The sequence below is a fragment of the Halococcus hamelinensis 100A6 genome, assembly GCF_000336675.1.
GTDB lineage: Archaea > Halobacteriota > Halobacteria > Halobacteriales > Halococcaceae > Halococcus > Halococcus hamelinensis.
In genome coordinates this window covers 54,913-69,682 of the sequence record NZ_AOMB01000022.1, presented here as the reverse complement: position 1 = coordinate 69,682, position 14,770 = coordinate 54,913, and the positions used below count along the sequence as shown (strand labels likewise).

At 64.7% G+C, this 14,770-nt stretch carries 13 protein-coding genes and 1 pseudogene; 8 read left to right on the top strand and 6 right to left on the bottom strand.

The features are described from left to right. Positions 1-12 precede the first annotated feature (12 nt). Complete coding sequence (locus C447_RS07685; RefSeq protein ID WP_007692577.1) at positions 13-282, top strand: hypothetical protein; 270 nt, start codon at positions 13-15, stop codon at positions 280-282. Between the two features lie 3 nt (positions 283-285). On the opposite strand, the gene C447_RS07680 is transcribed toward C447_RS07685, so the two are convergent. Further along, complete coding sequence (locus tag C447_RS07680; protein ID WP_007692575.1) at positions 286-1,437, bottom strand: sugar-transfer associated ATP-grasp domain-containing protein; 1,152 nt, start codon at positions 1,435-1,437, stop codon at positions 286-288. 1,362 nt (positions 1,438-2,799) lie between these two features. On the opposite strand from C447_RS07680, the gene C447_RS07670 reads away from it, so the two are divergent. The 4 genes and pseudogenes from C447_RS07670 to C447_RS18760 form a co-directional block, all read left to right on the top strand. Beyond that, positions 2,800-3,441 carry a helix-turn-helix domain-containing protein gene (locus tag C447_RS07670; RefSeq protein WP_007692572.1) on the top strand — a complete coding sequence of 214 codons (642 nt, stop codon included), beginning with the start codon at positions 2,800-2,802 and terminating at the stop codon, positions 3,439-3,441. 89 nt (positions 3,442-3,530) lie between these two features. Further along, the gene (locus C447_RS07665) at positions 3,531-3,890 is read left to right on the top strand and encodes a group I truncated hemoglobin (RefSeq protein ID WP_007692570.1); all 360 of its coding nucleotides are present in this window, start codon (positions 3,531-3,533) and stop codon (positions 3,888-3,890) included. 70 nt (positions 3,891-3,960) lie between these two features. Then, entirely contained in the window at positions 3,961-4,443 is a 483-nt protein-coding gene (locus C447_RS07660; RefSeq protein ID WP_007692568.1) for a TRAM domain-containing protein, read from the top strand. A gap of 140 nt (positions 4,444-4,583) precedes the next feature. Further along, positions 4,584-4,733, top strand: a pseudogene (locus C447_RS18760) (FAD-dependent oxidoreductase); the annotation flags it as partial. A gap of 3 nt (positions 4,734-4,736) precedes the next feature. On the opposite strand, the gene C447_RS18425 reads toward C447_RS18760, so the two are convergent. From C447_RS18425 to C447_RS07640, 4 genes are all read right to left on the bottom strand, one after another. After that, on the bottom strand, positions 4,737-6,491 hold the full coding sequence (locus C447_RS18425) for a MutS-related protein (RefSeq protein ID WP_007692564.1): 1,755 nt from the start codon (positions 6,489-6,491) through the stop codon (positions 4,737-4,739). Positions 6,492-7,241: 750 nt separating this feature from the next. Then, entirely contained in the window at positions 7,242-8,114 is an 873-nt protein-coding gene (locus tag C447_RS07650) for a carbohydrate ABC transporter permease (RefSeq protein WP_007692562.1), read from the bottom strand. A gap of 2 nt (positions 8,115-8,116) precedes the next feature. Next, complete coding sequence (locus C447_RS07645) at positions 8,117-9,040, bottom strand: carbohydrate ABC transporter permease (RefSeq protein ID WP_237713327.1); 924 nt, start codon at positions 9,038-9,040, stop codon at positions 8,117-8,119. 114 nt (positions 9,041-9,154) lie between these two features. After that, complete coding sequence (locus tag C447_RS07640; protein ID WP_007692557.1) at positions 9,155-10,447, bottom strand: extracellular solute-binding protein; 1,293 nt, start codon at positions 10,445-10,447, stop codon at positions 9,155-9,157. A gap of 138 nt (positions 10,448-10,585) precedes the next feature. Between C447_RS07640 and C447_RS07635 the strand changes: the two genes are divergently transcribed. The 3 genes from C447_RS07635 (at position 10,586) to C447_RS07625 (ending at position 13,604) form a co-directional block, all read left to right on the top strand. Continuing rightward, positions 10,586-11,674 (top strand): ABC transporter ATP-binding protein, encoded by a 1,089-nt coding sequence (locus C447_RS07635; RefSeq protein WP_007692556.1) that lies wholly within the window; start codon positions 10,586-10,588, stop codon positions 11,672-11,674. A 241-nt stretch (positions 11,675-11,915) separates the two neighbouring features. Further along, on the top strand, positions 11,916-12,677 hold the full coding sequence (locus C447_RS07630; RefSeq protein WP_007692554.1) for an IclR family transcriptional regulator: 762 nt from the start codon (positions 11,916-11,918) through the stop codon (positions 12,675-12,677). Between the two features lie 489 nt (positions 12,678-13,166). Then, entirely contained in the window at positions 13,167-13,604 is a 438-nt protein-coding gene (locus C447_RS07625; RefSeq protein WP_007692553.1) for a MarR family winged helix-turn-helix transcriptional regulator, read from the top strand. Positions 13,605-13,667: 63 nt separating this feature from the next. On the opposite strand, the gene C447_RS07620 is transcribed toward C447_RS07625, so the two are convergent. Continuing rightward, the gene (locus C447_RS07620; protein ID WP_007692552.1) at positions 13,668-14,711 is read right to left on the bottom strand and encodes a pentapeptide repeat-containing protein; all 1,044 of its coding nucleotides are present in this window, start codon (positions 14,709-14,711) and stop codon (positions 13,668-13,670) included. Positions 14,712-14,770: the final 59 nt, after the last annotated feature.

Here is a 14,770-nt window from a genome sequence, read left to right as displayed (position 1 = left end):
GGTCGTCGCGCCGTGACCATCCCGCCCGAGCGGCGAACGAACGCGATCCAGACGCGGTCGTCGACCCTCGGCAAGGCGTTCGCGAGCGAGCGGGTCCGGGCGCTCGTCGAGGGGGTGGTCCTGGCGGCGATCGGACTCGGGGTCTATCTCGCTGTGGTCTACCCGGTTTCGGTGACCGCGACACCCATCGGGGCCGGTTCACCCCTGAACCTGCTCGTACTGGTCGCGACGGTACTGGTACTCAGCGGTGTCTACGACCTGCTCAGACGGGTCGTTCGGTGAGGGTCAGATGACATCGTGGTGCTCGTAGAAACGCCGTACCCGTGGGTCGGCGAGCAGCGGACGGTGAACCTGGAACACGCGAACCCCGCTACACGTGTTGCCCTCGATCACGGTGAACTCGCCGGGGTCGGTCACGACGATATCCCACCCGACGTAGGGGATCTGGGGAAACCGCCCCGCCAGCGCCGTCAGCTTCTCCTTCACTGCCTCCCAGCCAGGGACCTCGCTGCCGGCTATCGCGTTCCCCGTCTCCGGGTGGGTCGAGTGCCATTCGAGGGAGCCGTCGTACGGGTACTGGACCCCCTCGCCCAGTCGCCCCGTCGAGCGGTCGATCGCCGCCGAGAGCCCCCCACGCGACCAGTTGTCGCGGGGAGCGGACCGTTCCGTCCCGATCCGGTGGACCGCGTCGGCGATGAACGGTTCGTCGGTATCGGGGTCCCACATCGTGAGCACGCGGATCGTGTTCGAGGAGTCCCGAAAGAGGTCGTCCGCGTAGTCGGCCTGTTCGACGTATTCACAGACGAGATAGCCGTCGAGCGAGGCCACCAGCTCCTCGAACTCCCGCTCGGATCGTTCCTCGCCGTTGACGGAGTAGCTCCCGTCGGTCACCGAACAGATCAGGACGCGGTTGCCGCTCACCCCGTAGATCGGTTTCAGGACGAGCCGGTTCGCCGACGTCAGATACTCCTTGACCCGCGCTACCGAGTCGGTAGTGCGGTCGTTCGCGTTCTTCGCCTCGCCGTTCGAATCGCTCTCCGGGGCGTCCACGGCGGTGAACTGTCCCCGATGGAGGTGGCCGTGGACCGTCGAGCGGTGGGCGTCGAACGGCTGGAGGAGTCGGTGGAAGAGCAACTTGTTCTGGAGGGCGGTCCGCCACTGGCCGTTGATCGGTCGGGTGAGTTCGCGCTGATAGCTCGAGAGGTAGCGGTGGCGGGTCCGCTCGTCGACGTCGTAGAGCACGTCGGCCTGGCTTATGAACCCGTGCCGCCAGAGCCACACCCGCCGGCCGAGCGGCATCTCGAAGCGCGACCACGCCGTCGCCTCCTCGTGAACGACCAGTTCCAAAAACGGCTTCACACCGCGCTGGGAGAGCCGCTGCAGTTCGTCGTCCGACCGCCAGTAGAGTTTGCTCAACAAGCGCTGGATCGGACTCATAATCACTTCGGTAGGGGAAACGCACACGGGTAGCCCTTCTGAATGAGATCGAGGGGGTGGATCAGGGAGACGGACCGGGTGATGCCACGCAACGGGCTCGGTTTCCCTGACCCTGTTCGCAATCGTTCCCCGCGAGGATAACCACCGGACCGGGGAGTCCAAGGGTATGAGGAAAGCTACCGAGAACTCGTCTTCGTCGAAAGCGGGAGGGTGGACCAGAGGGAAGGTGAGGACGGAGTGATGCCACGCAACGGTGCCCTTCCCCGGTCTGAATGAACGTTTAGTACAAGGCGGGATAAGTCTTGTGGGAACTCTCGTTACTGACGGGAGCGAGAGAAACCTGGTCATCGTTCGATGGAACGGTATTTCTTCTCCCTCGTCCGCCTAGGAACGCCTCCAGTCGCTTTCGCGGGAGCTTCGTTGGTTCTGTTCGATGGACAGCGGTGGACCGCGAAGGAGGGTCCGGTCATCCTGGGCGGTAACTCGGCGGAGTCGTCTCACGCGTCACTCCGTGCCTCGGACGGGAGGAAGGAGACCGAAAACGGAGTAGCGGCCGCTATCCGCAGGGGAAATCCCTCGTACGGCCGCGAAACGGCCAGTAGTTATTTGTCAACGACGTGTATCGAGTTAGGCGGGGAAGTTACGGGTGATGCCACGCGACGGGTCCCCTCCCGACGCGGCGAGAAGGTGTGCAGTAGTCGAGAATCGGTTTCCCAGTCGTAGTGACGACGGCTTTTGGTGGGCTCTCACTCCCTGGTAAGTCGGTCGATATCCATCGAGTCGGACGTCGGTCGCATATCCGAACTCGTGCGACGTCGAGACGCGGTCGCGTCTACGAACGACCCCTGCCGTGCCGAGCGGTGGACGGCGCCCAGAGTCGCGTCCAGAGGTCGAGCTGCATCGCCGTGACGTGCAGACCGGTCGAGACGGCCAGGTGGGGAAACGTCGTTCCCGGCAGCATCGGGGCGGGCGTTTCCCGTCCGTGCTCCGTGCCCGGATCGCTCCGCCGGGTCGCGAGGCGCGTCCGACACTCGGGACAGACGAGGTCGATCCGGCTCTCCCGGTCCGTGGACTCTCGGTCCCAATCACCCGTAGCGAGCGCTTCGCGCCCACACCCGGGGCAGACGAGAACCGACTTTCGTCGCTGCGAGGCTCGCTCCGCCCCAGCGCAGCCGGAACCGCCATCGGGACGCGGGTTGGTTCGGTCCACGACGCGGGCTACCGGCCGTCCAGTTGTATGCTTGTTGGCGATACGTGTGGTCGATGATGTGGGTATTTGACGTCGAGCGAGGGACTCGACGCGTCCCGGTCGTGCGGTCCGTTCGTGGAACGCTTATCGAGCTCTGTCCACAACCGCCCGGTATGGAGTCCGCCGTCCACGTCGAGATATCGGTAGCGGGGATCGACCGCTGTCCCGCAGCCCTGCTGAGCACCGATTTCGAGGTCGAATCGATCACGACCGACGGGCGGTCTACCGACGGCGACGAGAGCCGGATCGGTGAGCTGACGCTCCGGAACACCGAATCCCCGCCGGAGGACGAACGCGCAGAACGGATAGCCGGCGACGAGGATCGGTCGGTCTATCGCTTCCGGAACGAGGAGGGGGACTGCCCGTGTGGGACGCTCTCCGACCACGGCTGCCCCGCGCGGGAGATCCGTGCGAACGCCGGGACGCTCACGCTGTCGTTCCTCGCGCCCGGTCTACGGACGGTCCGCTCGGTCGTCGAGGACGTCCGTTCGTGCGCCCGAGACGTTCGTGTACGGCGTCTCACGCGCGCGCTGCCCGACGGGGACGACGCGTTCGTGCCGATAAACCGGGCCGCCTTCACCGACCGCCAGTACGAGGTGCTCCGGACGGCCCACGAGATGGGCTATTTCGACCGTCCGAAGCGGACGAAGGCCGCGGACGTCGCCGACTCGCTCGGCATCTCGGTGGCGACCTTCAGCGAACACCTGGCGGTCGCCCAGGAGAAGCTTCTCGACCAGCTCCTCACGGCGTCGTAGGTCGAGCGCCCGGTGCACAGCCTCCGGAAAAAGACCCGATGTCGTTCGGGCGAACCGATACCCGGGGCGGGCCGTTAGGGTCCCCGTCGATGACCGATTCAGTCTACGAGGAGATAGGTGGCAAAGCGGCGGTCGAAGCGGTCGTCGAGGACTTCTACGACCGCGTGCTGTCCGACGACCGACTCGTCGGGTTCTTCGACGGGACGGACATGGCCGAACTGCGCGCCCACCAGGTCCAGTTCATCAGCGCGGTCGCCGGTGGCCCCATGACGTACTCCGGCGACGAGATGCGGGACGCACATCGCCATCTGGACATCCGCGAGGCGGACTTCGAGGCGGTCGGTACCCACCTCGAACGGGCGCTCCGCGAGAACGGTGTCGACGAGGCGAACATCGCCGCCATCATGGACGAGGTGAGCGCGCTCGAAGACCCGATCCTCGGTCGGTAGGGCTTGCCGATGGGGCGATCGATCGAATGAGAAGGTTCAATAGCCTTCCACAACGAGTACCGAGCTACCTATGGTCGAAATCTCGGATCGATTGGAGTGTCTCTTTAGTGGCTCTATCGAGGAGGACGGCGACTCGTATCGGATCGAGATCCCGCGCAACGAGGTCGAGAACGGTTCGATCGTTCCCGAGGAGACCTACCGCGTCGCGGTGCTTCCGACGGGGTCGACCGAGGAGGAGAACGGTGTCCGCCCCCAATCGAGCTCCGGTCGCACGAACGACGACTCTCGGTCGCCGCCGGTCGAAAACGGCGAGCGACGCACGCTGACGATCGAATCGGTCGGCGACCAGGGCGACGGTATCGCGAAGGTCGAGCGGGGGTACGTCGTCATCGTCCCGGGGGCCCGTCCCGGCGACGAGGTCGAAGTCGAGATCCAGAACGCCCGCGACAACGTCGCGTTCGCGGAGGTCACCGGGACCGCCCAGCCGGCAACCGACGAAACGGAACCCGCCGATGGGACGGGACTCGCCGACGAGCCGGATCGGATGGAGTAAACGGGCCGGAGAACGGATCCGACACCGGTATCTCTCGGGTCCACTGCCGGGACCTGCTCGAACGCGGAGGACGGTGTGGCCAGGACCGTCATCGGGGTTGACCCCGTCCGAAACCCCGACGACTACGACGAGACGACCGAACCCGGGTGAAGCGGGGGTGGGCGAGGCTGTACGCCGTGACCCCCGACCACCACCCGGTCATCGAAGAGGTGCTCCCGGGTTTCGCCGTCGCCGCCGGCTTCTCGGGCCACGGGTTCCAGCACGCCCCCGCGGCGGACCGGGTCGTCGCCCACTCAGGACGACCAGTCCGCGTCGAGCAACGTCCGCTGGACGGCTTCCTCGCCGACGGCGGCCGCGAGGGCCTCGAACCCCGCGCGCTCGCTCCGGTCGGTCGCGTTCGCGACCAGTCGCGAGACGATGAACTCCGGCGTCGACCGACCCACGGTCCCGAACTGCGGCTGGTAGTCGACGTCCAGCGTGAGGTCGTCGCGCAACCCGCGTGCGGAGATCCCGTCGATCCGCGCCCGGTCGGGCAGCGGTTCGAGGTCGTCGGCGAGGTGGGTCACGTAGACGCCGACCGCGCCCGCGTCGACCGCGAGCCGAACCAGCCCGTAGAGGAGGTCGGCGGCGCTTCCCGGCTCGGTGATCGCCTCGAACTCGTCGACGAGCATCAGCGTTCGCGTGCGCTCGGTGAGCGGGGGCACGACCGTTTTGAGCGTCGATTCGAGCACCCCCGCGTTGAAGCTCGCGTGCCGACGGTGGAAGACGACCGCGTCGACGTGACTCACTTCCGCCGCCGCCGCTGGGACGGGCAGTCCCATGTGCGCGAGCACCACCACCTGACACAGGGTTTCGAGCAGCGTGGTCTTGCCGCCGCTGTTCGCTCCGGTCAACACCGCCACGTCCTCGTCCGGAACCTCGGGCGCACAGCCGTGGTCGCCGACCGCGTACGTGACGGGCTGGACGGCATCGCCCATCGACGCCACCAGCGACAGGTTACGTGCGTCCTCCACCGCGACACAGCCCGACTCCACGAACGTGGGTCGGGTGAGGTCGTAGGCGTGGACGAAGCGGGCGAGCGAGACCCGGAAGGCGGTCTCGTTCACCGCGGTGGCGGCCGCCTCGATCGCCGACCGACTGCGTTCGAGCCTGCCCTCCAGTTCGCTCCGTACCTCCTGTTCGCGGGTCTCGACCTCCGTTCGGACGCTCGCGAGGAGGTCCCGGAGCCCCTGCGTGATGAAATCCGTCGCGTCGGCCGCTTCGGTGGGGGTCGCCTCCCTGACCCGCGTCGCCGGGATCGGCGTCTCGTCGGCGACGTAGCTGACGAACGCCTCGCGGAAGGCCTCGCTCGACCGGACCCCCTCGGACTGGATCGCCTCGACGACGTCGATGCCACGTGATTCGAGCCCCTCGGCCGCTTCGAGATGGCGGCGCGACGTATCGAGGTCGTCGTCGACGCCCTCACGAACGGTGGGGTCGCCGCCCGTGGTGTCGAGGGCACCGAGCGCTTCGCGGGCGTCGTCGAGCGCCTCGGCGTCGATCGACCCGACCGAGGCGAACGTCCCGTCGTCGACACCGAGCTCCTGGAGGTCGAGGACGGTCTCGACCGCGGCACGATCGCCGCCGCCCATTCCGTCGAAGCGCTCGAAGACGTCGAGGATCGCCTCGCGGGTGGGCTCGTCGTGCTCGCGCCACGTCTCGGCCGCGAGGGTGACGTCGTCGAGGCGCTCCGTCATGGCCTCGCGGGAGGTCAGCGGCGTGAGGACACGAATGCGGTCGCTGGCGGCCGCGGTCACGGCGTAGGCCTCGGCCCGTTCGAGGAGGTCCTTGTAGACGGTCCGTGTGTCCGACGTGGCGAGGATCGCCATCCCCTGTTCGCCGTGTGCGTGGCGGAGGATACGGGTCGCCCGACCGCGCGGAAGACCGGCATCCGTGAGAGTGGCGATATCGACCGACTCGATCGCGCGAACCGCCCGCTCGACCCCGAGCTGGTCGGTGAGCCGGGTGGCTGTCTTCGGCCCGATACCCCAGTAGTCCTGTAGACGCATGGCTCTCGATTCGACGGCGGGCGTTCAAATAGGTGTGTGACTCGCGGCCCCCGCGGGAGCGCCGGCGAGCGAACCCGGCCCGGAACCCATTAATAATACTTACTCGATTTACTCAACCATACCAGTGCGTGTTCACTCGCTCTCCACGCCTGTCGTCTTTCCGGGATGCCCGCGGTTCAAACGGCCCGATCCCCATCTCCCGTTCGCTATCCGGATTTTTTATGTTTTTGGGAAGTGAGAAGAGGCACCCATTCCCCGATGACTCCCTCTCGTTCACGGAACTGGATCCGTGGCACCCTCGATATGAACGGGAACGGTTCGTCCGCACCGTCGTGTCGATATCCACTAATTCGTCGATTCGTTCGAATATTAAACAATTTATCCGGGTTGGCTGGCAACTATTCGGAAACGTCGAACCGATCGATGATCGAGGTCGGATTCAACGGTCATCCTGCCCACGTAGATGGCAACTCCCTCGACGATGTTTGGCGGTCGTACCGATTCGAGTTATTTTTATTGACGTATTCGAGCGAGGGTGATGCAACCGGACCTTAGATATCCCGATTGCTCGTCTCGTCGATACGGTCTCCGGACTATGCGGTCGCAGTTCGTCGGCTACTAGGCGTTCCCTCCTGTTCGAGTAGCGAGCAAAACCGTCTAGGCTGAATGTCGATCCTCGACGGCTACTCTCGGCGCGGCCGTGTATCGACGCTAGCGCGGGTGGAAACGGTCGATGGGAGATCGTACCGACTAGAACTCGTAGCCGGTCGTGATCCCCTGGATGAACCGCTCCTGGGTGAGCGCGAAGAGCACCAGAACCGGGATCGTCGTCAGCACGCTCATCGCCATCAGCCGGTTCATCGCGATCTGTCCCTGGGTTCCCTCGAAGATGGTCAGTCCGATACTGATAGTGTACATCTCCTGTTCGTTCAAGAACACGAGCGCCCAGAAGAACTCGTTCCACGCGAAGATGAACACGAAGATCGCGGCGATCCCGATCGCGGGTTTCGCGAGCGGGAGCACGATCCGGACGAAGATCTTCCACTCGGGTATCCCCGCGATCCGTGCCGCGTCCTCGACGTCGCTCGGCAGGGTCTGGAAGAACCCGCTCAACAGGAACGTCACGAACGCCGAGAACAACAGCGTGTAGGCGACGATCAGACCGACGAAGGTCTCCAGAAGCTGGAGCTGTGCGAACTGGATGAAGATCGGGAGCACCAGGATCTGCGGCGGGATCATCAAGAACGCGACGATCGAGACGTACACCAGCCGGTCCCCGAGGAACTCCCGGCGCGCGAGCGCGTACGCAGCCGGCACCGCGACGACGAGCTCCAGTATGACCGCGCCGATCACGACCAAGAACGTGTTGAGGAACCACTGTGCCCACGGGCCGGTCGTCAGCGCTTCGATCGTGGGTTCGAGGCTGGGGTTCTCCGGGACGAGCGTCGGCGGGAACGCGGTGAGGTCGGAGCCCGTCTTGAGCGCTGTCGAGACCATCCAGAGCAGCGGAAAGGCGACGAGCGCGCTCGTCACCAGCAGTATCGTGTACCGGGCCGCCAGGTCCGCGTCCAGTCGACCCCGCCACCCGTTCGACTCGCCGCCAGTTTCCGTTTCGGTTGCCATTGTTAGCTCCTCCGTGCGTACAGGAGAACCGCACCGCTGAACACTATCGAGATGACGAACATGATGACGCCGATCGCCGCGCCGGTGCTGAAGTCACCGGAGGCGAACGCCGACCGATAGAAGTACACCCCAAGCGTTTCGCTGGCCCCACCCGGTCCACCCTCGGTCATGACCCATATCGCATCGAACCCACGGATCGCGTTGATCATGCCCAGAACCGTCGTGATGATCAGCGGGGTCTTCAACAACGGAAGCGTCACGTGTCTGAACGTCGCCCACCGCGATTTCCCGGCGACCCGCGCCGCCTCGTAGATCTCGTCGGGGATCGACTGGACCCCGGCCATGAAGATCAGCATGTTGAACCCGAGGTTCTTCCAGACCGTGACCGTGATCACCGTCGGCAGCGCGAGCGTCGGCGAACTCAGCCAGCCGATCGGCTGGTCGATGACCCCGATCGAGATAAGGGTCGAGTTGACGACGCCGAACTGGGTGAACATCCAGCCGAAGAGAACGGACGCCACGACGATGGGGAGGACGTACGGGAGGAAGATGATGCTCTGGAAGATGGCCTTCCCGCGGATCCGGTCGGTGTTCAACACCAGCGCGAGGAGCAACCCGATCGCTATCGAGACGACCGTTCCAAGGGAGAAGACCGCCGAGTTGACGACCGCCTGCCAGAAGTCGGGCTCCGAGAAGATCTGGACGTAGTTCGAGAGGCCGACCCACTCGACCTGGTCGACCGTCACGAAGTCGGTGAAGCTCATCCAGAACGAGTATCCGACGGGATAGACGACGAATATCGCGTACAGGAGGAGTATCGGTAGCAAGTAGAGGTACGGTTTCAGGTCGAGGGACGACCCACCGAAGAGGCTCCCTCGCACTCCGGAGGCCGGCGTACTCGATTCGGTCTGGGTGCTGTCGGCCACGTTTATTTCTCCGGTATGGGGCGATCGATGTGCATGGTAATACCCTTTGTGATCATTTCGGCGGTTGGACGGGCCCAGGATGGCCCGGCGCTCTCGTGTCGATTCGACATGGATTCACGCATCGAGGACGGTCGTGTTCGCTTCCCGTGCCGCGCTTCGAAGCGCCTGGGACGGGCTCGCACTCCCGCTAAGCGCCCTCGACCACGCGTTGGTGATGATCAGGTCGACCTCCTCGTAGTTCGCGTAGATGGGCGTGTTTCCGTTCTCGAGCGTCTTCTGATACGCTTCGAGAAGCCGTGGATAGGGCTCCTGTGTCGCGAGACCGACTTCGAACCCCCGCTTCCGACCGGGGAGGAATCCGAGTTCGAGGGTCGTCTGCATGCCCTGATCGGTGTTCGCCCACCGGACGAAGTCCCGGGCGACGTCCAGCTCCTCGTCCGTGGCGGAGGTCGTGATCGTGAGGCTGTCGCCGCCCAGGAAACTGGTACGGGTTCCACCGGCCGGCTTCGGAAAGAGCGCCGTTCCGAGCCTGTTCTCGAAGAGGTCCTCGTTGCCCTGTTGGACGGTGCTGAGTCCGAGTCCACCGGTGAACATTATGGGTATCTGTTCATTCATGAACATGTTGTGCCAGTCCTCCCAGTTCGTCGCGAGCGGGTCGGTCATCAGCCCGGCGTCGTTAATGTCGACCCAGTATTCGAGCGCCTCGATGGACGGGCGCTCGTCGAAGAGAACGCGCGTCTCGTCGTCGTTCACGATGCGGCCGCCGTTCGCCCAGATGAACGGGTAGCCGAGAAAGCCGACGAGACCGGTCGTGAAGGCGGCACCGAGCGGGGGGCGCTGGAGGTCGAGTTCGCTGTCGAGCTGTTCCAGCGCCTGCCTGAACTCGGCCCACGTCGCCGGCGGCGACTCCGGGTCCAGACCCGCCCGTCTGAAGAGTCGCTTGTTGTAGAAGTACAGGCTGGAGTCGATCCAGTACGGCACCCCACGCCTCGCACCGTCCCGCATCGAGAAGATCTCGCCGACGCTCCCCAGGAAGTCGTCGGTGTACGGGAGGTCGTCGTAGAGGTCGGTGATGTCCCGGAGGACTTCGAGCTCGCTGAAGTACGCGAACCGAACGATGTCGAGCCCGAGAAGCGGTTGGACGTTCGCCCCGGCCTTGACCTTCGTGATGATGTCCCGATATCGACCGTCGGTGAGCGTGAAGTCGACCGGCGTCCCGTCGGTCTGCTGGTTGTAGACCGTCGCATATCGGTCCGCCGTGTCCTCCCGGTCGCCGTAGACGACGGCGTTCGACTCGGAGCCGAGCGCGCTGCTCGTACAGCCGGCGGTGGCGAGCATCGCCCCGGTGCCGGCGGCCTGGATGAACCGACGACGGGTCAGGCGGTCCCGTCGTGTATCTTCGATCATTGAGGTAGACTGGACGACAACCGATAATAAGCTTTGGGACTCCACCGATCTCGGGTGTCGTCCCCCGCCGGGAGAACGACGAAACGACCGGCGTGGCCCGAGGACAAGATACATATACGATAATGCATATCTTCGGGTATGACGGTCGAACTGTCGAATATAAGCAAGCGATTCGGGTCGATCGTTGCCGTCGACGACGTCTCGCTCACGATCGAGAACGGGGAGTTCCTCATCCTCGTCGGTCCAAGCGGGTGTGGCAAAACGACGACCCTCCGGATGATCGCGGGGCTGGAGAAACCGTCCAGCGGGCGGATCTACTTCGACGGCGATGACGTCACGCAGTTCTCCCCACAGCAACGTCACATCGCGTTCGTGTTCCAGAACTACGCGCTCTATCCACACATGACGACCCGGAAGAACATGTCGTTCGCGCTGGAAGACCAGGACATTCCGAGCGACGAGGTAGCCCAGCGCGTCACGAGCACGGCCGACAAACTTGGGATCACCGACCAGCTCGACCAGCGCCCGGGTGAGCTCTCCGGCGGCCAGCAACAGCGCGTCGCGCTCGGGCGAAGCATCGTCCGGAACCCGAGCGTGTTCCTCCTCGACGAGCCGCTCTCGAACCTCGACGCCAAACTCCGGACGAACATGCGAGCGGAGCTCCAGGAGCTCCACCAGGACCTGGAGACGACGATGGTGTACGTCACCCACGACCAGGAGGAGGCGATGACGATGGGCGACCGGATCGCGGTCATGGACGAGGGGACGATCCAGCAGGTCGCCCCGCCCAACGAGGCGTACAACCAGCCCGCAAACCGGTTCGTCGCCGGGTTCATCGGGAGCCCGTCGATGAACTTCTTCGACGCCAGCCTCGACGACGGTCGGGTTCGTGCGGGGCCGTTCACGCTTCCCACCCCTGACCGTGTTTCGGGGCCCCTCTCCGAACTCGGTATCCGACCGGAGGACGTCTCGGTGACGCCGACCGCGACCGGCGAGGACGTGTCCGCAACCGTCACGGTCTTCGAACAGGTCGGTTCCTCGAACATCATCTACCTCGAGATCGATGGCGAGACGATGATCGCCGAGACGGACGCGTCGGTACAGCTCGCCCCCGGGGACGACGTCGGCGTCTCGCTCGATACGGAGCGGGTCCATCTGTTCGACCGAGGGGGCGACGCGGTTCACAGTCCGTCGCTCTACCAGCGAACGGTCGAGCAGCGCGCGTAGACATGTATCTCGTAGATATTACGACCCCGCGCCGGAAGTGAACGGCCTCTACACCGCCGGCCACGAACCGAAGGTCGACTCAGCGCGCGGGTGAAACGACGAACGAACCGCTCTCGACGTCAGCCCTGCATCGACGCCACGGCCCGGGATCCGGACGACGGAGCCCCGTTTTCGATCGTCGGATGAAGGTCCTCCGGTGAGACCGGAAAGCACATACCCCACGACGACCGAAGCGAAAGGTATGGTCGAACGATCCGCTCCGGTGCAAACGACGGAGACGACGATAGCGGTCATCGGGGCGCTGGTGGAACTCGAACCGGCCGGCGTCTCGGCGGTAGCCGACCGCGTCGGCATCCCGACCAGCACGGCCTTCGACCACCTCAAGACGCTCGAACACCACGAGTTCGTCGTCGGCAACGACAGGAAGTATCGGCTCGGCACGCGGTTTCTCAGTATCGGCGGTCGCCATCGGAGCACCGACGAACTCTACCGTGTCGCGGAGCCGGAGATAGCGAAGATGGCGTACAAGACCGGCGAACACGCCAACCTGGTCGTCGAGGAGTTCGGCAAGGGCGTGTTCCTCGCGAAGGTCAAGGGCGAGGACGCCTTCCGGCTCGACACCTACATCGGTAAACGGGTGAACCTCCAGACCACGTCCGCGGGGAAGGCGATCCTGTCGTGTCTCCCGGACGAACGTATCGAAGAGATAATCGACAGGCATGGTCTTCCGGCGGTCACACCCACGACCATCACCGACCGTGGACGGCTGTTCGAGGAGATAGACCGGGTCCGAGAGCGGGGGTTCGCGACGGACGACGAGGAACGGATTCAGGGCGTCCGGTGTGTCGCAGCACCGCTTCGCGATGGCGAGGGCGGCGTCATCGGGGCAGTGAGCATCTCCGGCCCCAAGAGCGGCATGCGGCGGGACCGATTCGAGGAGACGATCCCCGACCTCGTCCTCCGGACGGCGAACGTCATCGAAGTGAACATGAAGTACCAGTAGTCGTCCGGCACCACCGGATTCGAGGGTGCGACCGACCGGACGACGAGAACAGGAGAACGGCAGCCACGTGGGGGACGTGGCCCGTGTTCGTCGCCCCCGGTCCTCGGTTGAACCCAATATAGAACAATCATATCCCTGTTACACACCAACGAACTGAAATACCGATCGTTTTCTCCCCCTAAAATTGTATGGTAAACGAAACGAATCACGCAAAGTATTCCGGTAGCACCGGAATATTTGAGTGGTAAAAGGAGCCCGAGAGTGAACGACGTCGGTAGTCGATCCGCGTGGAACCGTCCGCTTCGAGCGGGTCGGACTCAGGGTCAGAGGGAAGTATCGGCGAAAAAAGTCGAGAACGAGTCGTTCGGCGGCCGGCGGGCTCCGACGAACTCCCCCGAGCACTGATTTCAGCGCATCGAGTTATGCTCCCTCGGGAGCGTCCGGTCACAGGAGGGACAGTTTTATTAGCTTGCTAATGGAATGAGGCTCATGCATCCGGCCGTCTTCGCGCTCAAACGTGCACACCAGGCGACACGAAACCGGCTCGACGAGCGGCTGGCTCGGTACGACCTCACCGCCGCTCAGACCGACGTTCTCGTCGCCTTGTACTACCGCTCCGAGGTCGAACAGCACGCTCTCGCGGAAACGCTCGGCGTCTCGGGTCCCACGCTGGCTCGGATCCTCGACGCCGTCGAGGAACGCGGTCTGGTCACGCGTACGGAGAGCCCGACGGACGCCCGCATCAACCTCGTTTCGCTCTCGGAACGGGGTACGACGGTGGTTCGAGACCTGACCGAAGCGGAGGGTGAGGCCTTCACCGAAGCGTTTCTCGACGGGTTCAGCCACACGGACGTCGCCGACCTCGTGCGGATGCTCGACCGTATCGCGGAGAACATGGGCGATACGAGTCAGAACATCTATCGGTAGGCACATCGCTTCGTTAGTGTGCTAACGATCCGGAGACTGGGACAGTACAGCACGAACCGGCGGTCAGAGCGTGCGCGTGAGCACGTAGACGAGCAACGCGAGCAACAGTGCACCGAGCAGCGACTCCACGCTGGCGAGCGCGCGGGCCGCGGTACCGACCGGCTGAATGTCCCCGTAGCCGAGCGTGCCGAACGTGATCACGCTGAAGTAGAGGCTCGTAAACAACGTCGCGAACAGCTCCCCGGCGGCCATACCGGCCGGACCGGCCGGCCCGTAGGCGATCACCGTCCCGGTGGCCGGTTCCCGGATCCCATCGGTGAAGGGAAACAGGAGCGCACAGGTCACGATGAGTACGAGGGAACTGACGACCACCCGTGAGGGGCTGGTTCCGTAGTGTGTCACCCAACGGGCCGCCTCCAGACGCACCGCTCGGCCGTAGTGTCCGCTCAGCCAGGCGACGCGGCGTCTGAGGTCCTTCTCGCGGAGGTAGTACCGTCGTTCGACCTCCGGGAGCGCGTTCTGGCCGAAGAGGCGCTGGAGTTCCTTGTAGGTCCAGATCGCCGCCTCCGCGGTCACCACCAGCGCCTCCCCCTCGACCGCTTCGAGGTCGTCGTCGTAGGCGACTCGGTCGCCGAAGCGGGTGTTCCGGTCGACGTGTGCCTCCCGAAAGACCGCCCGGTCGAAGAGCGCGTTCTCGAAACTCGCCCCCTGTACCTCCGTGTCGACGAACTCGGCGTCCTCGACGTTCGCCCCGTCGAAGACCGCCCCGCGTGCATCGGCGTTCCGGAAGTTCGCTCGGCGGACGTCCGTGCCGGTGAAGTCCGTCTTTCGGAGGATCGCTCCCGAGAGGTCGGCACCGATGAGCGTCCCATCGACGAACCAGTCGGCACCGGTGAGGAAGGCCCCGCGGAGAACGGCACCGTCGAGACGCTCGCCACGTTCGGCGGGGTGGGCTTCGAACGCCGCGCGGGGTTTTTCGTCCTCGTCGGCGTGCCAGACACAGCGCTCGCGTCCCGTCCACACCGGACGCCAGCAACACACCGCACCGACGTTCTCCCGTGTTATCACGGGCTGTTCGTAGCCACAGCGGTCGGCCGGTGTCGCCATCGCAACTCGGTTTCCCGCCCGACGGGATAGCCCTGTTCCCGGCGTGTGCCACCCGCGCG

Coding starts and splice junctions, on each gene's coding strand:
- C447_RS07635 (WP_007692556.1), top strand. CDS start 10,586: ATGACGGTCGAACTGTCGAATATAAGCAAGCGATTCGGGTCGATCGTT.
- C447_RS07660 (WP_007692568.1), top strand. CDS start 3,961: ATGGTCGAAATCTCGGATCGATTGGAGTGTCTCTTTAGTGGCTCTATC.
- C447_RS18425 (WP_007692564.1), bottom strand. CDS start 6,491: ATGCGTCTACAGGACTACTGGGGTATCGGGCCGAAGACAGCCACCCGG.
- C447_RS07650 (WP_007692562.1), bottom strand. CDS start 8,114: ATGGCAACCGAAACGGAAACTGGCGGCGAGTCGAACGGGTGGCGGGGT.
- C447_RS07640 (WP_007692557.1), bottom strand. CDS start 10,447: ATGATCGAAGATACACGACGGGACCGCCTGACCCGTCGTCGGTTCATC.
- C447_RS07665 (WP_007692570.1), top strand. CDS start 3,531: ATGACCGATTCAGTCTACGAGGAGATAGGTGGCAAAGCGGCGGTCGAA.
- C447_RS07670 (WP_007692572.1), top strand. CDS start 2,800: ATGGAGTCCGCCGTCCACGTCGAGATATCGGTAGCGGGGATCGACCGC.
- C447_RS07620 (WP_007692552.1), bottom strand. CDS start 14,711: ATGGCGACACCGGCCGACCGCTGTGGCTACGAACAGCCCGTGATAACA.
- C447_RS07630 (WP_007692554.1), top strand. CDS start 11,916: ATGGTCGAACGATCCGCTCCGGTGCAAACGACGGAGACGACGATAGCG.
- C447_RS07625 (WP_007692553.1), top strand. CDS start 13,167: ATGCATCCGGCCGTCTTCGCGCTCAAACGTGCACACCAGGCGACACGA.
- C447_RS07680 (WP_007692575.1), bottom strand. CDS start 1,437: ATGAGTCCGATCCAGCGCTTGTTGAGCAAACTCTACTGGCGGTCGGAC.